This is a genomic window from Aureimonas sp. Leaf427 (assembly GCF_001425485.1).
Lineage (GTDB): Bacteria > Pseudomonadota > Alphaproteobacteria > Rhizobiales > Rhizobiaceae > Plantimonas.
Map to the genome: position 1 here is coordinate 212,569 of NZ_LMQW01000052.1, position 19,790 is coordinate 232,358.

Here is a 19,790-nt window from a genome sequence, read left to right on the forward strand (position 1 = left end):
TCAGTTTGCCCGTCCGACCGCCAGAGACTGGAATCGTTTCAGGCTGGCGGCGGGTTCATCACGGTGGCCGCCTTGCCGAGCTGGCGCTCGCGCAGGGTGATGAAGAGGCCTGACGCGACGATGATGGCCGAACCGACCAGCATGGCCGGCCTCGGCACGTCGCCGAAGACGAGCCAGCCGAAGATGATCGCCCAGACGAGCAGCGTGTATTGTGCGGGCGCGGTGACGGCGGCGTCGGCGAGCTTCAGGGCGCGGTTCACGCAGAGATGGGCGACCATGGCGACGACGCCGAGAAGGCCGAGAAGCGCGAAATCGAGCGGGCTCGGCTGAACCCAGCCGAAGGGCGCAACGATTGCGCCGGCCACCGCTGAGCCCGCCAGATGCCAGAAGACGAGGACCGTGTCCGGCGTGCCGCGCAGCATGCGGCCGGTCAGGAGGATGAGGCCGAAGAGGAAGGAGCCGATCACGCTGATGAGGGCCGCCGAGGTCATGGTGGCGGCCGACGGCTCGAGCGCGACGAGGACGCCGCCGAAGCCGATGACGATCGCCGTCCAGCGCCGCCAGCCGACGCGCTCGCCGAGAAGCAGGGGCGACAGCGCGGCGACGTAGATCGGCGCGGCCAGCCAATAGGTCATGACGTCGGCGAGCGGCAGCTGCTTGACCGCCATGTAGAAGAGGAAGACCTCGATCGTGGTGAAGACCACGCGCAGCGCGTTCAGCCCGGGCTGCGCCGGTCGGAAGATCGGCCGCCATCCCTGCCGCAGGAGAACTGGAGACAGGACGATCAGCCCGGCGATGCTGCGCAGGAGGAGAACCTGGCCGACCGAATACTGGGTGACGAGGACCTTCCCCAGCGTGTCGTTCAACGCGAAGAGGAGGATGCCGAGCAGCATGAGCGCGAGGCCGGCGCCGGAAGCCGAGGCAGGTGTCGTCGCGGCCGGCGATGGGGCCGGGGCCGGTTGCGCAGTGTCGGTCGTCATGTCGGGCCGTCTCCCAGGCGCGGTTGCGCCGTGTCCACGGCTGCTTGCCTCTATCATCGAATGCAATGCAAATTTAGCGCTTTGCGGCCATGCTGCGGGACCGGACGAGTCCTTCGGACGGCCGACCGACCAGCCTCCGACCGACGCCATGGACAAGACGAACCGGTGCAGATCCCGCTCCAGCCCCTCGTTCTCCTCTACCTCGCCTTTGCCGCCAAGCAACTGGCCGCGGACTATTTTCTGCAGACGAGCTGGATGGCGATGGGCAAGAAGGCGCCTCGGGGCTGGCTTGCGCCGGTCGTCGCCCATGCCGGCGTCCATGCGACCGCGACGCTGCTCATCGCGCTCGTCTCGGTGCCCTCGCTCTGGTGGCTGGGGCCGCTCGATTTCGTGCTGCATGCCTCGATCGACCGCGGCAAGGCCGTTCTCTCGCGCCACCTGACGCTCACCGACGTGCGCTTCTGGTGGGCGTTCGGCCTCGACCAGGCGGCGCACCAGCTGACGCATTTCGGCTTCGTGATCCTGCTCGTCACGCGGCTCTGACCGGCGGTTAGCACTTGGTCAACCATTCCCGCCGATAGTTCGGCCGGCGCGGCGCGGATCGCGGTCCGATCTCCAAGACGTGTTTACCACCTCTTCGCAGAACGGGCCCGATCCGCTAAAGCGTCCTGAAGCCACAGAGACTTTCGCGCCCTGGCATTGCCGGCGGGCGAGCGATGGCCCCGCGACGAACGCCCCATCCGGCGAATGCCCACCCGACGAACGCGCATCCGACGAATGCCCATCCGACGAATAAAGGACCCGACGCCATGTCCGCGATGAAGACCACCGCGAGGACGCTCCTCGTGGCCCTCGGCCTCAGCGCCCTCGCCGCCCCGGCCCTCGCCGCCACCTGCGGCAACAACGCGGCCGGCTTTCCCGCCTGGCTCGAGGATTTCAAGGCCGAGGCGCGCTCGCAGGGGATCTCGCAGGGGACGATACAGTCCGCGCTCGGCGACGTTTCCTACGACAAGAAGGTGATCGGCCTCGATCGCAACCAGAAGAGCTTCAAGCTCTCGCTCGAGCAGTTCATGGAGCGCCGCGCGCCCGCCTCCTTCGTCAAGAAGGGCAAGGGCATCATCGCGCAGAACGCCGGTCTCCTGAACGGCATCGAGAAGCGCTACGGCGTGCAGAAGGAAGTGCTCGTCGCGATCTGGGGCATGGAAACGGGCTTCGGCGCCAATTCCGGCAACATGAACATCTTCCGCTCGCTGGCGACGCTCTCCTACGACTGCCGCCGCTCGGACTTCTTCACCGAGGAGCTGCTGGCCGCGCTGCAGATCGTCGAGCGCGGCGACAAGCGCGCGGCCGACATGCGCGGCGCCTGGGCCGGCGAGATCGGCCAGACGCAGTTCCTGGCCAAGAACTATCTGCGCTACGCCGTGGACGGCGACGGCGACGGCCGCCGCGACCTCATCCGCTCCAAGGCCGACGTCCTCGCCTCCACCGCGAACTTCCTGCAGCAGCACGGCTGGACCGCCGGCGGCGGCTACGGCCCGGGCGAGGTCAACTACGGCGTCTTCCGCGACTGGAACCGCGCCGAGGTCTACCAGAAGGCCCTCTCGCTCTTCGCCTCGAAGCTGGCGCAGTAAGACCGGGTTCGCGGTCAGGAGTGATGGAGGGGCCGGGTTCGACGCCCGCCCTTTCAGCCCGAACGGTTGCTCGTCTTGGTTCTTCTCCCCTGCGGGGAGAAGGTGGCGGCAGCCGGATGAGGGGCGGCGCCGGAGGCGGCGCATCATTCTGTCAACGGTGGCATGCCCCTCATCGACCTGCCGGTCACTTCTCCCCGCAGGGGAGAAGAACCAGGGTCTGAGAGGGTCGTGTGCTGGGTCCGGAGGTTTGCTGGGCCGACCTCGCGTGAGGCACCCCCCTCTGTCCTGCCGGACATCTCCCCCGCAAGGAGGGAGATCGGCAGCTTCGGCGGTCGATCGAATTCGCAGCCGTTCGCGATGAGCCTGATCTCTCCCCTTGCGGGGGAGATGCCGGCAGGCAGAGGGGGTGCCTCGCATACCCCCTCAAACCCCACCCATCTCAGCCCGAGCCGTCGCTCGACTTGGTTCTTCTCCCCTACGGGGAGTAGGTGGCGGCAGCCGGATGAGGGGGCGGCGCCCGAGGCGGCGCTGTATCGTTTCAGTGGTGGCATGCCCCTCATCGACCTGCCGGTCACTTCTCCCCGCAGGGGAGAAGAACCAGGTTCTGAAAGGGTCGTGTCTGGTCCGGAGGTTTGCTGGGCCGACCTCGTGCGGGGCGCCCCCCCTGTCCTGCCCGACATCTCCCCCGCAAGGAGGGAGATCGGCAGCTTCAGCGGTCGATCGAAATCGCAGCCGTTCGCGACAAGCCTGATCTCTCCCCTTGCGGGGGAGATGCCGGCAGGCAGAGGGGGGTGCCTCGCATACACCTCAAACCCCCCCATCTTTAGCCCGAACCGTCGCTCGACTTGGTCCTTCTCCCCTGCGGGGAGAAGGTGGCGGCAGCCGGATGAGGGGCGGCACCCGAGGCGAAGCGGCGTCCTGTCAGCGGTGGCATGCCCCTCATCGACCTGCCGGTCACTTCTCCCCGCAGGGGAGAAGAACCAGGGTCTGAGAGGGTCGTGTCTTGGTCCGCCTCTCACCAGCGCCTTGCCGCCTCGCGCCTAACCCAGCCCCCTACCGCCGCCGCCGTGCCCGCTGGATCGCCTCCGCGCGCGCGGCTGCCGTCTCCAGCTGCGCCAGCAGAGCGTCGATGTCCTCCGGCGAGAGGAGCGCGATCGTTTCCGACAGGCGGTTGGCGAGGGCGGTGGCGGAGGGGCCGAGGCCTGCCGTCTCGACGCTGACCTTCGGGTGCGAGAGCTCGGCCAGCCGTTCCAGCTCCTCGGCATCGTCCCAAATCACGTTGAGATAGCCGATGATGCGCTGGAGGAGCTGCCAGGTCGGGCGGCCGCGGCGGCCGTGTTCGAGGGCCGAGAGATAGGCGCTGGAAACGCCGAGCGCGGCGGCCATTTCGGCCTGCGTCACGCCGCGTTCGCGCCGAAGCGCGCGGATGCGCTCGCCGAAGGGCGTCATCGGCGCCGGATCCGGACGTAGAAGGCGCCCTCGCCCCCATGCTCGCGCTCGGCCGGCTCGAACCCGGAAACGAGCGGACGGAACTCGTGCGTCTCGAACCAGTGCGGCAGCGTCCGCCGGATGACGCCGCGCGAGCCGAAGGCGGCGCCGCGGCCGGTGATGACCAGCACCATGCGCAAGCCTTGCGCCTGCGCCTGACGAAGGAAGCCGAGAAGCGCGTAGTGGGCGACGACCTGCGTTCGGTCGTGAAGATCGATGCGGGCCTCGATGGGCAGGCGGCCCTTGGCGAGCTTGCGCCGCACCGGGCGCTCGATCGGGTGAAACAGCGCGTTCGCGCCGCCGGGGCCCGGCGCCTGATAGCTCGGCATCAGCGAGGGCCGCAGCGGCGGCGGCGGCTCGAAGACGGGTCGCTTCTCCGGCGTCGCCTTCGGCTTCTCGACGGGGGGCGCGGAGATGGAATTGTCCTCGTCGAAGCCGGCGGGCCGGCGCTTTCCGAGCGGCGTCGCGGTCTTGGCGATGGCCGCCCAGAGCGTGCGCTCCTCCTCGCTGAGGGACCGGCGTCCTCTTCTTGGCGCTATCTGGGTCGATGGCGGACGCTTCATCTCACGAAGCCAAACGCTGCCAGAGCGCGGCCGGCAGGAGGGCGTAGAAATCGCCGGGATGGCGCACGCGGCCCGCCGCGCGGCCGGCCTCGAAGCCGGACCCGACGAAGATATCGGCGCGCGCCGGGCCGAGGATCGCCGAGCCCGTGTCCTGCGCGATCATCAGGCGGCGGAAGGGCGCGCCGTCCAGGACGAGCGAGGCCGCATCGATGAAGATGGGCAGGCCGAACGTGTGCAGCTCGCGATCGACCGCGATCGAGGCCATCGGCGTCAGCGGCACCTTGGCGGCGGCGACCGGTCCGAGGCTCTCGTCCTCGACCGGCGCCTCGCGGAAGAAGATGAAGGACCGGTTGCGGTCGAGAAGTGCGCGCACGCGGGTGGGATAGGCGGCGAGCCAGCCGCGGATGCCGTCCATGTCGGCCTCGGCCAGCGTCAGCTCGCCCTCCGCGACGAGGCTGCGGCCGATGGCGGTGAAGGGGTGGCCGGTCTTGGCCGCATAGGTCACGCGAATGCGCCGGCCGTCCGGCAGGGAGAGCCGCGCCGAGCCCTGGATGTGGATGAAGAAGGCGTCGACCGGATTGTCGAGCCAGGCGATCTCCAGGCCCCGCCCCTTCAGGAACCCCGCCTCGATCGCGGCGCGGTCGGGATATTCGTCCAGCATCCCGTCGGGCCGGCGCCGGGCGAAGCGAAAGTACGGATCGAGCCCGACCGGGCGAGAGACGTTGTCGACCTTCACCAGATCGGCCGGCGGCGCATAGAGGGGAAAGCGGAAGCGCTCGGTCTCGACGAGGGAGGCCTCGACCTCCGGCTCGTAATAGCCGGTGCAGAAGCCCCGCGCGGCCGCGTCCGTCGCGGAAGCGGCGATGCGGGCGGGGCGGAACGCGGTCTCGAAGAAGGCGAGGGCGTCGGCGCTGGAAAGGGCGACTTCGGCGGCGGGACGAAAAGCCTCCGCGTCGATCCCGAGGCGCCCGGTCGCGACCTCGCCAGCCAGAAAGCGCTCGGCGGAACGGCGGAAGGCGGCGAGAGCCAAGCCGAGATCCGCCTCGGCCCAGCCCGGCAGGTCGGAAAACTCGGCGCGGCCGAAGAGGGGCGAAAGAGCCGTCATGCGAAGCTCACCGCGGGGAGCGGCGATGGCGCCGCAGCCGCCCGGCCGCGGACGAGCGGCGGCCCGAGCGCGGTTTTCCCGAAGCGGCGAGCGGCGGGGCGGCGTCCATCATGGCGAGGCCTCGTCCTGTCAGTCGCCGTCGGATTCGGTCGCGACGAGCTTCCAGTTCGGATCGCGCGAGCGCATGTCGCGGGCGAAGGTCCAGACGTCCTTGACCTCGACCACGGCCTCCAGATCCCCGTCGACCACCTCGCCCGTGGCGGACTGAACCGCCGAGACGAGCTGGGAGATGATGCGCAACGTTACCACGACCTCGCGCTCCTTCACCGCAGCGCCGACCACGCGGACATCGTCGATGCCGACGAAGGTGGACTTCATGACCTCGCGCTTGGCCTCGCGATCGACGATCGCGGCCTCGAAGCCGGCATAGACTTCCGGCGACAGAAGCGACTTCAGCGTCTTGCGGTCGCCCGCCGCGAAGGCCGTGACGATCATCTCGTAGGCGAGCTTGGCGCCTTCGGTGAACTCCTTGGCCTGGAAGCTCGGATCGGCATCCTTCACCGCGCGCAGCTGGGCATTGGCCGGCTCGCTCGGCGGCACGATGCGGTCGATCGCCTCGTAGGGGTCCTCGGCCACGATCTCGGCCTGCGGCTGATCGCGGCGGGGCAGCGTCACGACATTGCCCTGGGGCGCGGCGCCCTCGATCTTCTCCGGCCGCGTGTAGGGATCGAAGGGCGGACGCTCGTTGCCGGTGCGCCGGCCGAGCACATTGCGCAACTGGAAGAGGACGACTGCCGCCAGGACTATGAAGAAGATCGTCCCGAAACCCATCGTGCAAGCGTCCCTTATCGTTGATGGCCGGTCCCGGTGGGCCGGCTCGGCCTGTCCTTGTGCCAGACATGGCGGAGAATGGTTCGGCTGCATATAAGAGATCGGGCGACGCATTCAATTTTTCCGCCCCGCAACCTATCTTCCCCGCACAACGGTTCCGCGAAAGACCGGCACCTCCACCCTTTGCAAGCGGAGAAGGCTCGATGCCGATCATCCCCGTCCTTCTTCTCGGCGCGCCGATCCTGGAGATCGCCGTCCTCATCCTCGTCGGCGAACAGATCGGCCTCCTGCCGACGCTCGGCATCGTGGTGGGCAGCGCCCTCGTCGGCGCGATCCTTCTGAAACGGCAGGGCTTTGCGGCCCTCGCCCGCATTCGGGCGGAGACGGCGGCCGGCCGCGTTCCCGGCCGCGACATCGTGCATGGCGTGATGATCGTGCTGGCCGGCATCCTCCTCCTCCTGCCCGGCCTCATCGGCGACGTGATCGGCGTTCTCCTCTTCCTGCCGCCGGTGCGCGATCTTCTCTGGCGCGCGCTCGGGCGAAGCGTCACGGTCGTCGCGACGACGCCGATGGGCTTCCAGCGCTTCGGCCGGGGCATGCCGGGCGCGGGGCCGCGCACGCCGCAGCCGGGCGTCCTCGATCTCGACGACGAGGACTTCCATCGCCGGGGCGACCCGAACGGGCGCGCCGGCTCGCCCTGGTCGGGCGAGGGCGATGAGCCGGGCAAGCGGACGCTGCACTGAGCCGGGTTTCGACACCCCAACTTGCGGCCCGCGTCCCGAAGTGTTAGCGCAGCCGCCGAACGCAGTGGCCTTCCGCAAGGCTGCTGCGAGCCCGCGACGGGCGGCCAGAAACAGCGCTCGGCGATGAGCGGGAGGCAAGAGAATGTCGGACACGCAGACGAACGGAAACGGGCAGGGCGCCGGCGCGCAGCAGCTCAACATCCTCGCCCAGTACATCAAGGACCTCTCCTTCGAGAGCCCGAACGCACCGGCCTCGCTGCGCAACCAGGGCCAGGCCCCCGGCATCAACATCGGCGTCAATGTCGGCGCCAACCCGATCAACGGGGCCGAGGGCGACTACGACGTGCGCCTGACGCTGAACGCCAAGGCGGGCGAAGGCGCCAACATCCTCTTCCATGTCGAGCTCGAATACGGCGGCGTGTTCCGCCTGACCGGCTTCCCGCAGGAGCACATCCTGCCGCTGCTCTTCATCGAGTGCCCGCGCCTGCTCTTCCCCTTCGCGCGCCAGATCATCGCCGACGCCACGCGCAATGCCGGCTACCCGCCGCTGATGATCGACCCGATCGACTTCGCCGTGCTCTTCCAGCAGCGCATGGCCGAGGAGCGCGCCAAGTCCCAGGTCACGCTGTCCTGATCGGACGCCTTCCGGAAAACGACGAAGGGCGCTCGAGGCGCCCTTTTTCTTGACCGGATGGGATAGACGGAGACCACTCGCTGTCTATCCCTCCGAGCACCGTCCGCGACGTCAGGCGGCGGAGGCCTTGTCCTCGGGCAGGTGCTGGAACCAGAGCGTGTCCGGCCCGAAGCTCGCCACGAAGGCGCGATGGGCGGCGTCTTCCGAAGCCGAGAGGCGCGAGGGCAGCGGGGCCATGCGCGGCTCCAGGCGGGAGACCGAGCCGTCGGCGTCGCGCTTTTCCTCCTGATGCTCCGAGACGAGGCCGAGCGCGGCCTGCCGGCCGCCGATCAGCTCGATATAGACGCTGGCCAGAAGCTCGGAATCGACGAGGGCGCCGTGCTTGTCGCGCTTGGTCGTGTCGATGGAAAAGCGCGAGCAGAGCGCGTCGAGCGTCGCGGGCGCCATCGGAAACTTGCGCCGCGCCATCTGCAGCGTGTCGATGACGACGCCCATCTCGATCGGCTTGCGGCCGATACGGGCCAGTTCCGCATTGATGAAGCGGATGTCGAAGCTGGCATTGTGGGCGATGAGGGTGGAGTCGCCAAAGAAGGCGAGCATCTCGTCCACCACCTCCTCGAAGAGCGGCTTGTCCTTCAAAAAGTCGTCTGAGATGCCGTGCACGTCGAAGGCGCCGGGATCGACCCGCCGGCCGGCCGGCCGGATGAAGGCGTGAAAATGCTTGCCGGTCGGGATGTGATTCCAGAGCTCGATGCCGCCGAATTCGATGATCCGGTCGGCCTCGAAGTCGAGACCCGTGGTCTCGGTGTCGAAGACGATCTCGCGCATGGCCGGGCCCTTTTGAAGAGCCCGATGTTGCGGCCTCGGGGCGGTGCTGGCAAGGGCGGGGCCAAGCGTTCGCTGTATGTTCGGGCGGGCGGTGCGAAGAAGGCGTGCCGGCTAGCGTTTGGGCGAGGCGCTGCAAACACGGCGTAACGAGACAAGACAGCCGAAGGGCAAGGACTAGACTTTGCGGGAGGCACCCCCCTCTGCCTTGCCAGGCATCTCCCCCGCAAGGGGGGAGATCGGCTTGTCGCCGACCGTAGAGCTGCCGATCTCCACCCTTGCGGGGGAGATGGCCGGCAGGCCAGAGGGGGGTGCCTCCCGCAAACCACCCGCCCGCACCCGATCGATCAGGTCCGCGACCGCCCGCCGCGCCGCGTCGAACCCTTCCGACGTGTCGATCGTGAAATCCGCCCGGCGCCGCTTCTCCGCATCCGGCATCTGCTTGGCGAGGATCGCCTTGAAGCGCGCCTCGCTCATCCCCGGCCGAGCCAGAACCCGCGAGCGCTGGACGTCCGCAGGGGCGGTGACGACGAGAACCTTGTCGACGCGCCCCTCCCCGCCGGTCTCGAAGAGAAGCGGAATGTCGAGCACGGCGAGCGGCTCGCCGCGGCCGCGCGCGGCGTCGAGGAAGGCCGTCTCCTCCCGGCGCACCAGCGGATGGACCAGCGCCTCCAGCCGCTTCAGGGCTTCGGCATCGCCGAGCACGCGGGCGCCCAGACGGTCGCGGTCGACGGTGCCATCGATCACGGCTCCGGGAAACAGCGCCTCGATGGCGGCAGCTGCCGGGCCGGCATAGAGCCGGTGCACGGCGGCATCGGCCGAGTGCACGGGCACGCCGCGTTCGGCGAACATCTCGGCGGTCGCGGACTTGCCCATGCCGATCGAGCCGGTCAGGCCGAGCACGATCATTGGTTGAGCATGATGAGGTTTGGGATGGTCATTCTGCCGGCCGTCCTCGTGCCAAGGTCGAGGGGCATGGCGATGGACGTAGCGGCGCTACGTTCGAGCCGTGGCCCGAAGGATTTGGTGCGAGGACGGCCGGCCCTCCGGGTTTGCTGCGGCCGCGCACCCTTCTCCCGGCGGATCACATCGGCCGCAGCCAACAGAATGACCATACCAAACCTCATCATGCTCTAGCCGGCCCGCGCGATATCGGCGAGCACGGCGTCGCGAAGCGCCGGCGTCACCTCCGGGCGCCGGCCGAACCAGCGCTCGAAGCCGGGCGCCGCCTGATGGAGGAGCATGCCGAGCCCGTCGGCCGCGCGAAGATCGCGCGCGCGCGCGGCCCGCAGAACCGGGGTCTCGATCGGCACGTAGACGATGTCGGTGACGAGGGCGTGATCGGGCAGCGCGGAGAGATCGGGCAGCGGCGGCTCGTAGCCGAAGCGCGCCATCTCGGGATCGACGGGCGGGATCGGCACCGTGTTGACGAGGAGATCCGTGCGCGCCAGCAGGGTCTCCCGCTCCTCCTCGCCATGCCCGCTCGCGCGGGCGCCGAAGCTCTCGGCCAGGGCGATGGCGCGGTCCGACGTTCGGTTGAGGATCGCGACGCGCGTCACGCCGCGTTCCAGAAGCGCGTGAACCACCGCCCGCGCGGCGCCGCCGGCGCCGAGAACCAGAGCCTCGGTCGCATCCGCCCAGCCGGACAGGCGCTCGTCGAGATTGGCGGAGAAGCCGTAGGCATCCGTATTGCCGCCGACGAGCGTCCCGCCCTCGCGCCAGAGCGTGTTGACCGCCCCGATCGCCTCGGCGGCGGCGTCCCGCCGGTCGAGGGCCCGAAAGACGGCCTCCTTGTGCGGGATCGTCACATTGCCGCCGACGAAGGGGCCGGCAAGGAAGCCCTCCAGGAACTCGCCGATCTCCTCCGGCGGAATGCCGAGCCGCTGGTAGGAACCGGCAAGCCTAAGCTCGCGCAGCCAGGTGCCGTGGATCAGCGGCGAGCGCGAATGCCAGACGGGCCAGCCCGTGACGAAGGCGCGCGGGCCGTCGAGGGGCGCCGCCAGCGTCTCGTCATCCTGGAAGACATGGCTCATGCGTCACCGTCCCTGCCCGCTGCGTCGCCCGCGTCATCCGCCGGGCGCGCGTGCGACGCGCCGCCGTCGATCGCGCCGAGCCCGCGCAATGTCTCCAGAAGCGGCAGGAGGGGCAAGCCGACGATGGTGAAATGATCGCCCTCGATGCGCTCCATCAGCTGCACGCCGAGGCCCTCGATCTGGTAGGCGCCGACGCTGGAGAGAACGCCCTCCCCCGCCCGCGCCAGATAGCGCCCGATGAAGCCGGGATCGAGAGGGCGCATCGTCATGTCGGCGATGGAGACGTGGCGCCAGAGAACGGCACCCTCCCGGGCAAGCACGACCGCACTGTTCAGCCGGTGCGTCCGGCCGGCAAGGGCGAGAAGCGTGGCGCGGGCCTCCGCCATGTCGGCGGGCTTGTGGAAGAGCCGGTCGCCGAGCGACAGCGTCTGGTCGCAGCCGATGACGAGCGCGTCCGGCCGCCGCGCGGAGACGTCGAGCGCCTTGGCTTCGGCGAGAACGAGGGCGACGTCCTCGGCATCCGCGCCGCTTTCCAGAAGCGGCGCCTCCAACGCGCGCTCGTCCAGCGCGGAGCGCAGGGTCTCCACCGCGATCCCGGCATCGGCAAGGAGCTTCGCCCGGTGGACGCTGCCGGAGGCGAGGACGAGCGGCACCTTCGAAAGATCCCCCATCGATGTCCGATCATCCCGAACGCTTAAAGTTTGATTCATATCTTCCGTGCCTAATGAGGATCGGGTTCGAAGGGTCCTTTTGCGGTGTCGGACTCGATTCGGAGGCGAACCGCAAGCACGTCGTGCGGTTCCACCCGCAAATCTTGGGCCCCTGTTGAGAAGCCGGGACTTCTCCCCAGGGTGTTTCCGGGCGCCGGGGCCGGGCCGGCGAAGGCGGGGTTTGTCCACATTTCGCTGCAAGGCGCACCCTGTGGACGCGGCCTTGTGAAGATCGGGGACGAAGGCGCGGCGATCGCGAAGGTCCTTAGCACCGTTCCCACATCGTCCCCAGGCGACGAGCCCGCCAAGCCTTTGATCTTTCCCTCTTCTGCGGCCTTGTCCACGGGACCGGCGGGAAGACGGTGGTGCCGCCATGTCGCAGGCTCGTGGCTGCGCGAAATCGCCCGGCGGCGTATCGGCCTCTGTTAATTCCGGCTATCCACCGACTCATAGAATCAGAATCCAGATCTATAAGATCTTTTAGAAGAGAAGATGGAGCCGGACCCGCATGGGACAGCGCAAACTCCTCCGGGCTTTGGAGGGCGAGACGCTCACGCCCCCGCCCATCTGGCTGATGCGGCAGGCAGGCCGCTACCTTCCGGAATATCGGGCGACCCGCGAGAAGGCCGGAGGCTTTCTCGACCTCTGCTACAATCCGGACTTCGCGGTGGAGGTCACGCTCCAGCCGATCCGCCGCTTCGGCTTCGACGCCTCGATCCTCTTCTCCGACATTCTCGTCATTCCCGATGCGCTGGATCGCGATCTGCGCTTCGTGCAGGGCGAAGGCCCGATGCTGCGTCCCCTCGCCGTCGAGGAGATCGCCCGGCTCGATCCGACGCGGGCCGAGACGCATCTCGAGCCCGTCATCGAGACGGTGCGGCGCCTGCGGGCCGAGCTGCCCGACGAGACCGCGCTGATCGGCTTCTGCGGAGCGCCCTGGACGGTCGCGACCTACATGATCGCCGGCCACGGCACGCCGGACCAGGCGCCCGCCCGCCTCTTCTCCTACCGCCACCCGCAGGCCATGGCGGCGCTGATCGATCTTCTGGCGGACATGTCGGCCGCCTACCTGATCCGCCAGCTGAAGGCGGGCGCGGACTGCGTGCAGATCTTCGATTCTTGGGCCGGCGTGCTCGACGAGGCCGCGTTCGAGGCCTACGCGGTCGCCCCGGTGAAGCGGATCGTCGATCAGGTTCGGGCGGCGGTGCCGGGCGCGAAGATCATCGGCTTCGCCAAGGGCGCGGGCGCGCTCCTGAAGGACTATCGCCGCCGAACGGGCGTCGACGCGATCGGGCTGGACTGGCAGGTGCCGCTGTCCTTCGCGGCGGAACTGCAGCGCGAGGGCGCCGTGCAGGGCAATCTCGATCCGCTGCGGCTGATCGCGGGCGGGCGGGCGCTGGACGAGGGCATAGACCGCATCCTGGAGCGCCTCGGCAGCGGTCCTTTGATCTTCAACCTCGGCCATGGCATTACGCCGGACGCGCCGATCGCCCATGTCGAGGCGCTTCTCAAACGCGTGCGAGACTTCAAGCGATGACGATGGATTTCGATCTCTGGATCAAGGCGCTGCACGTCTTCGCCGTGATCTCGTGGATGGCGGGCATGCTCTATCTGCCGCGCCTCTTCGTCTACCATGCGGAAGCGGGCGCGGGCACGCCGCAGGCCGAGACCTTCAAGGTGATGGAGCGGCGGCTTCTGAAGGGCATCATGCTGCCCTCGATGATCGTCACCTGGGCTGCCGGACTCTGGCTCGCCTGGTCGAGCTTCGCCTTCCAGGGGGGCTGGCTCCACGCCAAGATCCTGCTCGTCGTGATCCTGTCCGGCCTCCACGGCTACCTCTCCGCCTCCACCAAGCGCTTCGCCGCCGATCGCAACGTGAAGTCGGCCAAGTTCTGGCGGATCGTCAACGAGGTCCCGGCCGTGATCCTGGCGCTGATCGTGATCCTGGTGATCGTGAAGCCGTTCTGAACGGGGCGCGGGCTCGCTCGTCGGGGGCTTCACGAAGAGCGAGGGGTCGTGCGAGGCACCCCCCTCTGGCCTGCCGGCCATCTCCCCCGCAAGGAGGGAGATCAGTCTCGTCGAGGACGGCTCAGGATCGTCACCGCCTTTTGAGCTGCCGATCTCCACCCTTGCGGGGGAGATGGCCGGCAGGCCAGAGGGGGGTGCCTCTCGCCAACCTCGCCAACCCATTCCGATCCCAACAAAAAGGCGGCGCCCTCGCGGACGCCGCCTTTTTCACATCCGACGATCCGTGTTCACTTCTCGGCGGGCAGCCGGTACGCGATGACGGCGTCGCCGGTCTTGGTGCCGAGCGAGCCGTGGCCGCCGGCGACCGCCAGGACGTACTGGCGGCCGTCCGAGCCCTCGTAGGTCATCGGCGTCGCCTGACCGCCGGCGGGAAGGCGAGCCTTCCAGAGCTCCTCGCCGTTCGAGACGTCGTAGGCGCGCAGGTAGTAGTCGATCGTGCCGGACAGGAAGGCGACGCCGCCGGCCGTGACGATGGGGCCGCCGAGGTTCGGCACGCCCATGCGGAACGGCACCGGGATCGGCGACTGGTCGCGCACCGTGCCGTTCTTGTGCTGCCAGAGGACCTTGCCGGTGATGAGGTCCGCCGCGGCGACATAGCCCCAGGGCGGGGACTGGCAGGGCAGGCCGAGCGCCGAGAGGAACGGGTTCAGCTTCACCGCGAAGGGCGCGCCGAAATTCTCGTTCAGCGCCGGCAGCGCCTCGCCCGGCTCGAAGCTCTTGTCCTGGACGTAGAGATCCTGCGCATTCTCGCGCGGCACGAGCTTGGAGACGAAGGCCAGATAGGTCGGCGTTGTGAAGGCGATCTGGCGCGCCGGATCGATCGCGACGCCGCCCCAGTTGAAGACGCCGAAATTGCCGGGATAGATCAGCGAGCCCTGTTCCGACGGCGGCGTGAAGCGGCCCTCGTAGCGCAGGCTGTGGAGGCTGATGCGGCAGGCCAGCTGATCGAACATGGAGACGCCCCACATGTCGCTCTCGCGAAGCTGAGGGGGGTCGAAGGAGAGGTTCGAGCGCGGCTGGGTCTCAGCCGTGTGGTCGCCCGCCGCCGCGCCCTGCGGTGCCGCCAGCTCGGTCACGGGCAGGACCGGCGTTCCCGTGCGGCGATCGAGCACGAAGAGCTCGCCCTGCTTGGTCGGCTGGACGAGGGCCGGAACGCGCGCGCCGTTCACGTCGAGATCGACGAGGCTGGGCTGGGCCGGCACGTCGTAGTCCCAGAGATCGTGGTGGACGGTCTGGAAGCTCCAGCGTAGGGCACCGGTGCGCGTGTCGAGCGCGACGACCGCGGAGGAGAAGCGTTCGACGTTGTCGGAGCGGTTGCCGCCCCACTGGTCCGGCGGCTGGTTGCCGAGCGGCACGTAGACGAGGCCGAGCGCTTCGTCGCTGGCCGAGATCGACCAGGAGTTCGGCGAGTTCGGCGTGTAGGTCTCGCCCTCCGGCAGCGGCTCCGTGCGGTCGGGATTGCCCGAATCCCAGGCCCAGACGAGATCGCCCGTATCGGCATCGTAGCCGCGGATCACGCCGGACTGCTCGGCCGTCGAGACATTGTCGAGAACGGTGCCGCCGACGATGAGTCGGTCGTTGGCGACGACGACCGGCGAGGTCGAGTAGTAGGCGCCGGGCTTCACGTTCGGCATCTGCGACCAGAGGTCGATCTGCCCGTCCCCGCCGCCGAAATTGCTGCAGACGCGGCCGGTGTCGGGATCGAGGGCGATGAGGCGGCCGTCGGCCGTCGGCATGTAGAGCTTGGCCGCACAGGTCGCGAGCGCGGCATTGGCGGCGGCGACGGGAAGGTTCGCGGGATCGCCCGTCGTCGCCGGGATCGCGGCGGCGGCGGGCGGCGGCGTGGCTGCGGCCGTGGCAGCGCTTGCGGCTTCGGCCGAACGGTAGGAGAGGCCGCGGCAGGTGAGGTGCTGGAGGGCGAGCTCGCCCTTCACCTCGGGCTCGTAGCGCCAGATCTCGGCGCCGGTATCGGCATCGAGCGCGATGACGTTCTGATGCGGCGTGCAGAGGAAGAGGCGGTTCGCGATCTTCAGCGGCGTCACCTCGAAGGTCGTCTCGACCGGATCGCCCTCCTGCTTCACGTCGCCGGTGTTGTACTGCCAGGCGACTTCGAGATTGGCGACATTGTCCGGGGTGATCTGCGAGAGCGGCGAGAAGCGGTCGCCGGCGCCCGTGCGGCCATAGGCATGCCATTCGCCGGGGGGCACGTCGCCGGCGAAGGCGGCCTGACGATCGACCGTGTTTTCGGGGACCGTGCCCTCGATGCGATGGAGATCCGTGAACCAGGAGACCACCGCGACGGCGGCGACGAGACCCAGCGACGTCGAGAGGAACAGGCCGCCGCCCTGAAAGGCGGTCGGGTGGGTGTGCCGGCCTTCCAGCACGTCGGCGATGGAGCGCCGGCCGAGCGAGCGCGTAACGAAGGGGGTGAGGAGCAGGAGACCGATCAGGAAGATCACGTCGCCGCGCGCGGCGAGCGGCCACCAGTCGAAGCCGACCTCCCAGAGCGCCCAGAGCAGCGTTCCGAGGACGAAGACCGCATAGACGACGAGGGCCGAGGGGCTGCCGGTGACGAGAAGGCCGGCGGTGGCAAGGAAGGCGACGGCCGCCACGATGTAGTAGAAGGAGCCTCCGAGGGCCGCGAGCCAGACGCCGCCGATGGCCGAGGCCACCCCGCAGACAAGGAGGAGAGCGACCGCGATCCAGAGGATCGGGCTTCGGCGTGTCGTCATGGAGGCGTCCCTTGAGCAAATGCCGCGATGCGGCGCGGTTCGGCAGGAACGATCGGCGCCGCATTCCGTTGCGCCGCACTGCGGCAAAGCTCTGCGGCGACCGTCAAAGCCGCCGCCCCGCGCCGATCTCGCGTCTTGCGCGGAAGGGGCGGGAGAGCTATGGTCGAGTTCTTCCGCCTATCGATGCAGGGTCCCGACCGTTCCGACCCGCCCTTTGATGGCCGGCCCGCAGGGTCCGGTCCCTTGCATCCCTCCCCCCGCAGTTTCCCCTTTTTCTCAAGATCCCGCCTCTCGATCGTCTTCGCGGCCTGCGGGATGGAGCACCCGAACGAAAATGTCCGAAATGAAGCTTCAGGACCTGAAGAACAAGAAGGCGCCCGAACTCATCGCCTTCGCCGAGGAGAACGGCGTCGAGAACGCGCCGGTCCTGCGCAAGCAGGAGCTGATGTTCGCGATTTTGAAGAACCTGGCGGCCGAGGGCGTCGAGATCATCGGCGAGGGCGTCGTCGAGGTCCTGCAGGACGGCTTCGGCTTCCTGCGCTCGCCCGATGCCAACTATCTGCCCGGCCCCGACGACATCTACATCTCGCCCTCCCAGCTCCGCCGCTTCTCGCTGAAGACCGGCGACACGGTCGAGGGCCCGATCCGCAGCCCGAAGGACGGCGAGCGCTACTTCGCGCTGCTCAAGGTCAACACGATCAACTTCGACGACCCCGAGCGCATCAAGCACAAGAGCCATTTCGACAATCTGACGCCGCTCTATCCGAACGAGCGCTTCAAGATGGAGCTGGAGGTTCCGACCTCCAAGGACCTCTCGGCCCGCGTCATCGATCTCGTCGCCCCGCTCGGCAAGGGCCAGCGCGCCCTGATCGTCGCCCCGCCCCGCACGGGCAAGACCGTTCTTCTCCAGAACATCGCGCATTCGATCACCGCCAATCATCCCGAGTGCTACCTCATCGTGCTGCTCATCGACGAGCGGCCGGAGGAAGTGACGGACATGCAGCGCTCCGTGCGCGGCGAGGTCGTCTCCTCCACCTTCGACGAGCCGGCGGTGCGCCACGTCCAGGTCGCCGAAATGGTGATCGAGAAGGCCAAGCGCCTCGTGGAGCACGGGCGCGACGTCGTTATCCTCCTCGATTCCATCACCCGCCTCGGCCGCGCCTACAACACGGTCGTTCCCTCCTCCGGCAAGGTCCTGACCGGCGGCGTCGATGCGAACGCCCTTCAGCGGCCCAAGCGCTTTTTCGGCGCAGCGCGCAACATCGAGGAGGGCGGCTCGCTCACCATCATCGCGACCGCACTGATCGATACGGGCAGCCGCATGGACGAGGTCATCTTCGAAGAGTTCAAGGGCACCGGCAATTCGGAACTCGTGCTCGACCGCAAGGTCGCGGACAAGCGCATCTACCCGGCCATGGACATCCTCAAATCCGGCACGCGCAAGGAGGACCTCCTCGTTCCCCGCGCCGATCTGCAGAAGATCTTCGTCCTGCGCCGCATCCTCGCGCCCATGGGCACGACGGACGCCGTCGAGTTCCTCAACGACAAGCTCAAGCAGACGAAGAGCAATGCCGATTTCTTCGACTCGATGAACACCTGAACGAAGGCCGAAAGCCGGGAGACGCCGCATGCCGCCATCCGTTCGACGTGTCGTGGAGGCGGCGGCCCGGAAGGGTGTCGTGGTCGAGATCGTCGAGACGGAGGGCTCCCGCAGCGCCGAGGACGCAGCCAGCGCCCTCGGCACGGTGGTCGGGCGGATCGTCAAGTCGCTGGTCTTCATGGGCAGGGAGAGCGCCCGGCCCGTCCTCCTTCTCGTCTCCGGCTCCAACCGGGTGGACGAGGCGGCGGTCGCCGTCGGCCTCGGCGAGCCGATCCGTCGGGCTACCGCCGAGGAGGTTCGCGAAGCGACGGGGTTTGCGATCGGCGGCGTCTCGCCCTTCGGCAGACCGGAGAACCTCCGCATCCTGATGGATGAGGATCTCTTCGCCCATCCGACCGTCTGGGCCGCGGCAGGCACGCCGCGCCATGTCTTCGAAATCGTTCCGCTTGCGCTGCGGAGCGCCGTCTCCGCTAGAGTTCTGCGAGTCGCATCAAAGACTTGATCGGTTCGGCTTCGCAACGATCCTCAACTTTACATCGAGAAAGGCTCGAGTCGTGTCCGAAACGATCGTCGCCCTGTCGTCGGGCGCTTTGCCCTCGGGCGTCGCCGTGGTTCGGATCAGCGGGCCGGCGGCGAAGCTCGCCATCACCACCCTTGCCGGCTCTCTCCCGCCCGCGCGCCGGGCCAGCTTGCGGACCCTTCGCTCGCATGATGGCGAGCCGATCGACAGGTGCCTCGTCATCCTCTTCGACGGCCCCGCGACCGCGACGGGCGAAGACCTCGCCGAGTTTCATCTTCACGGCGGGCGCGCGGTCGTCTCGGCCTGTCTCGAAGCGCTGACGCGCCTTCCCGGCATTCGTCTGGCGGAGGCCGGCGAGTTCACGCGGCGTGCCTTCGAGAACGGGCGGATCGACCTGACGGAGGCCGAGGGGCTTGCCGAACTCCTGAGCGCCGAAACGGAGGCCCAACGCGGGCAATCCCTCGCGCAGAGCGGCGGTGCCCTGCGGCGGGTCTACGAAGACTGGATGCGGCGGCTGATCCAGGCTCGGGCGCATCTCGAAGCCTCGTTCGACTTTTCCGACGAAGGCGACGTCTCGGCCGACGTCGCCTCGTCCGTCCGCCCGATGATGTGCCAGCTGATCGAGGAGATGGACGCCCATCTCGCCTCGGCGCGGCGCGGCGAAATCCTGCGCGACGGGTTCAAGGTCGTGATCGCGGGGCCGCCCAACGCGGGCAAGTCGAGCCTTCTCAACGCTCTCGCCGAACGCGACGTCGCGATCGTTTCAGACCGCCCTGGCACAACGCGCGATCTCATCGAGGTCCGGCTCGATCTCGGCGGTCTCCCCGTCCGTATCACCGACACCGCCGGGCTTCGGGAAACGGAGGACGAGATCGAGCGGCATGGGATCGCGAGGGCCGAACAGGCGATGGCCGAGGCAGACCTTGTCCTCCTGCTGGACGACGATCGTGCCCTGGACCTGACTCACGTGAAACAGGGCGTTCCAACGCTTCATCTTCGTGGCAAGGCCGATCTCGACCCGGCCCAAGCTGATAACGGCCGTCTCGCGGTCTCTGCCAAGACCAGCACCGGGCTCGATCGCCTGATCCTCGCCATTACGGAGGCCGCCAGGGACGCGGCGGGTGATCCGTCGGCGGTCGTGCCGACGCGGGTCCGGCACCGCGAGATCGTCTCGGCCGCCCGGGCCATCCTCGCCGACGCGCTCCTCTCACGCGATGCCGAGGAGGTTCTGGCGGAGGATCTGAGGCGGGCGACGGATCGGTTGGGCATGCTGACCGGCCGCGTCGGCGTCGAGGATCTGCTGGACGTGATCTTCTCCGAGTTCTGCATCGGGAAATGATTCCCGTGAAACAGTCGGATTGACAGGG

Annotated in this window: 17 protein-coding genes and 2 pseudogenes; 9 read left to right on the top strand and 10 right to left on the bottom strand. The window is 68.5% G+C overall.

The window, feature by feature from the left end; genetic code table 11:
* Positions 1-38 precede the first annotated feature (38 nt).
* Positions 39-980, bottom strand: a complete 942-nt coding sequence (locus ASG62_RS23620) for a DMT family transporter (RefSeq protein WP_056692643.1) — start codon at positions 978-980, stop codon at positions 39-41.
* 165 nt (positions 981-1,145) lie between these two features.
* Here ASG62_RS23620 and ASG62_RS23625 point away from each other — a divergent pair, with 165 nt between their 5' ends.
* Both ASG62_RS23625 and ASG62_RS23630 read left to right on the top strand, forming a co-directional pair.
* On the top strand, positions 1,146-1,523 hold the full coding sequence (locus ASG62_RS23625) for a DUF3307 domain-containing protein (RefSeq protein ID WP_056692640.1): 378 nt from the start codon (positions 1,146-1,148) through the stop codon (positions 1,521-1,523).
* Between the two features lie 266 nt (positions 1,524-1,789).
* On the top strand, positions 1,790-2,611 hold the full coding sequence (locus tag ASG62_RS23630; RefSeq protein ID WP_056692638.1) for a lytic transglycosylase domain-containing protein: 822 nt from the start codon (positions 1,790-1,792) through the stop codon (positions 2,609-2,611).
* Positions 2,612-3,664: 1,053 nt separating this feature from the next.
* Here ASG62_RS23630 and ASG62_RS23635 read toward each other — a convergent pair.
* The 4 genes from ASG62_RS23635 to ASG62_RS23650 form a co-directional block, all read right to left on the bottom strand.
* Positions 3,665-4,060, bottom strand: a complete 396-nt coding sequence (locus ASG62_RS23635; protein WP_056692635.1) for a helix-turn-helix domain-containing protein — start codon at positions 4,058-4,060, stop codon at positions 3,665-3,667.
* Positions 4,057-4,662 carry a Smr/MutS family protein gene (locus ASG62_RS23640; protein ID WP_056692632.1) on the bottom strand — a complete coding sequence of 202 codons (606 nt, stop codon included), beginning with the start codon at positions 4,660-4,662 and terminating at the stop codon, positions 4,057-4,059. The genes ASG62_RS23635 and ASG62_RS23640 overlap by 4 nt, the downstream gene beginning before the upstream one ends.
* Position 4,663: 1 nt before the next feature.
* The gene (locus ASG62_RS23645; protein ID WP_056692630.1) at positions 4,664-5,767 is read right to left on the bottom strand and encodes a murein transglycosylase A; all 1,104 of its coding nucleotides are present in this window, start codon (positions 5,765-5,767) and stop codon (positions 4,664-4,666) included.
* Positions 5,768-5,896: 129 nt separating this feature from the next.
* Entirely contained in the window at positions 5,897-6,598 is a 702-nt protein-coding gene (locus tag ASG62_RS23650; protein ID WP_056692627.1) for a Tim44/TimA family putative adaptor protein, read from the bottom strand.
* Between the two features lie 203 nt (positions 6,599-6,801).
* On the opposite strand from ASG62_RS23650, the gene ASG62_RS23655 reads away from it, so the two are divergent.
* Both ASG62_RS23655 and secB read left to right on the top strand, forming a co-directional pair.
* Entirely contained in the window at positions 6,802-7,341 is a 540-nt protein-coding gene (locus tag ASG62_RS23655) for an FxsA family protein (RefSeq protein WP_056692624.1), read from the top strand.
* Between the two features lie 142 nt (positions 7,342-7,483).
* Positions 7,484-7,975, top strand: coding sequence for a protein-export chaperone SecB (gene secB / locus ASG62_RS23660; RefSeq protein WP_056692621.1), 492 nt, complete (start codon positions 7,484-7,486; stop codon positions 7,973-7,975).
* Positions 7,976-8,086: 111 nt separating this feature from the next.
* Here secB and dnaQ read toward each other — a convergent pair whose 3' ends face one another.
* From dnaQ to ASG62_RS23685, 4 genes and pseudogenes are all read right to left on the bottom strand, one after another.
* On the bottom strand, positions 8,087-8,803 hold the full coding sequence (gene dnaQ, locus ASG62_RS23665) for a DNA polymerase III subunit epsilon (protein ID WP_056692618.1): 717 nt from the start codon (positions 8,801-8,803) through the stop codon (positions 8,087-8,089).
* A 342-nt stretch (positions 8,804-9,145) separates the two neighbouring features.
* Positions 9,146-9,709, bottom strand: a pseudogene (gene coaE / locus ASG62_RS23670) (dephospho-CoA kinase); the annotation flags it as partial.
* 224 nt (positions 9,710-9,933) lie between these two features.
* Positions 9,934-10,833 (bottom strand): shikimate dehydrogenase, encoded by a 900-nt coding sequence (locus ASG62_RS23680; RefSeq protein ID WP_056692612.1) that lies wholly within the window; start codon positions 10,831-10,833, stop codon positions 9,934-9,936.
* Positions 10,834-10,895: 62 nt separating this feature from the next.
* Positions 10,896-11,504: pseudogene (locus ASG62_RS23685) on the bottom strand (Maf-like protein); the annotation flags it as partial.
* Positions 11,505-12,051: 547 nt separating this feature from the next.
* On the opposite strand from ASG62_RS23685, the gene hemE reads away from it, so the two are divergent.
* Positions 12,052-13,080 carry a uroporphyrinogen decarboxylase gene (gene hemE, locus ASG62_RS23690; RefSeq protein WP_056692609.1) on the top strand — a complete coding sequence of 343 codons (1,029 nt, stop codon included), beginning with the start codon at positions 12,052-12,054 and terminating at the stop codon, positions 13,078-13,080.
* The gene (gene hemJ, locus ASG62_RS23695) at positions 13,077-13,511 is read left to right on the top strand and encodes a protoporphyrinogen oxidase HemJ (RefSeq protein ID WP_056692606.1); all 435 of its coding nucleotides are present in this window, start codon (positions 13,077-13,079) and stop codon (positions 13,509-13,511) included. The genes hemE and hemJ overlap by 4 nt, the downstream gene beginning before the upstream one ends.
* Positions 13,512-13,798: 287 nt before the next feature.
* On the opposite strand, the gene ASG62_RS23700 is transcribed toward hemJ, so the two are convergent.
* Positions 13,799-16,303 (bottom strand): glucose/quinate/shikimate family membrane-bound PQQ-dependent dehydrogenase, encoded by a 2,505-nt coding sequence (locus tag ASG62_RS23700; RefSeq protein ID WP_056692602.1) that lies wholly within the window; start codon positions 16,301-16,303, stop codon positions 13,799-13,801.
* 334 nt (positions 16,304-16,637) lie between these two features.
* Here ASG62_RS23700 and rho point away from each other — a divergent pair, with 334 nt between their 5' ends.
* From rho to mnmE, 3 genes are read left to right on the top strand one after another with little or no spacing between them, the layout of a single operon-like run.
* The gene (gene rho, locus ASG62_RS23705) at positions 16,638-17,903 is read left to right on the top strand and encodes a transcription termination factor Rho (protein WP_156382334.1); all 1,266 of its coding nucleotides are present in this window, start codon (positions 16,638-16,640) and stop codon (positions 17,901-17,903) included.
* Between the two features lie 28 nt (positions 17,904-17,931).
* Positions 17,932-18,405, top strand: coding sequence for a YbaK/EbsC family protein (locus tag ASG62_RS23710; protein ID WP_056692595.1), 474 nt, complete (start codon positions 17,932-17,934; stop codon positions 18,403-18,405).
* Positions 18,406-18,457: 52 nt separating this feature from the next.
* Positions 18,458-19,762, top strand: coding sequence for a tRNA uridine-5-carboxymethylaminomethyl(34) synthesis GTPase MnmE (gene mnmE / locus ASG62_RS23715; RefSeq protein WP_056692594.1), 1,305 nt, complete (start codon positions 18,458-18,460; stop codon positions 19,760-19,762).
* Positions 19,763-19,790: the final 28 nt, after the last annotated feature.

Coding starts and splice junctions, on each gene's coding strand:
- ASG62_RS23645 (WP_056692630.1), bottom strand. CDS start 5,767: ATGACGGCTCTTTCGCCCCTCTTCGGCCGCGCCGAGTTTTCCGACCTG.
- ASG62_RS23635 (WP_056692635.1), bottom strand. CDS start 4,060: ATGACGCCCTTCGGCGAGCGCATCCGCGCGCTTCGGCGCGAACGCGGC.
- ASG62_RS23680 (WP_056692612.1), bottom strand. CDS start 10,833: ATGAGCCATGTCTTCCAGGATGACGAGACGCTGGCGGCGCCCCTCGAC.
- dnaQ (WP_056692618.1), bottom strand. CDS start 8,803: ATGCGCGAGATCGTCTTCGACACCGAGACCACGGGTCTCGACTTCGAG.
- ASG62_RS23710 (WP_056692595.1), top strand. CDS start 17,932: ATGCCGCCATCCGTTCGACGTGTCGTGGAGGCGGCGGCCCGGAAGGGT.
- ASG62_RS23630 (WP_056692638.1), top strand. CDS start 1,790: ATGTCCGCGATGAAGACCACCGCGAGGACGCTCCTCGTGGCCCTCGGC.
- hemE (WP_056692609.1), top strand. CDS start 12,052: ATGGGACAGCGCAAACTCCTCCGGGCTTTGGAGGGCGAGACGCTCACG.
- rho (WP_156382334.1), top strand. CDS start 16,638: ATGTCCGAAATGAAGCTTCAGGACCTGAAGAACAAGAAGGCGCCCGAA.
- ASG62_RS23640 (WP_056692632.1), bottom strand. CDS start 4,662: ATGAAGCGTCCGCCATCGACCCAGATAGCGCCAAGAAGAGGACGCCGG.
- ASG62_RS23655 (WP_056692624.1), top strand. CDS start 6,802: ATGCCGATCATCCCCGTCCTTCTTCTCGGCGCGCCGATCCTGGAGATC.
- secB (WP_056692621.1), top strand. CDS start 7,484: ATGTCGGACACGCAGACGAACGGAAACGGGCAGGGCGCCGGCGCGCAG.
- ASG62_RS23700 (WP_056692602.1), bottom strand. CDS start 16,303: ATGACGACACGCCGAAGCCCGATCCTCTGGATCGCGGTCGCTCTCCTC.
- hemJ (WP_056692606.1), top strand. CDS start 13,077: ATGACGATGGATTTCGATCTCTGGATCAAGGCGCTGCACGTCTTCGCC.
- ASG62_RS23620 (WP_056692643.1), bottom strand. CDS start 980: ATGACGACCGACACTGCGCAACCGGCCCCGGCCCCATCGCCGGCCGCG.
- ASG62_RS23650 (WP_056692627.1), bottom strand. CDS start 6,598: ATGGGTTTCGGGACGATCTTCTTCATAGTCCTGGCGGCAGTCGTCCTC.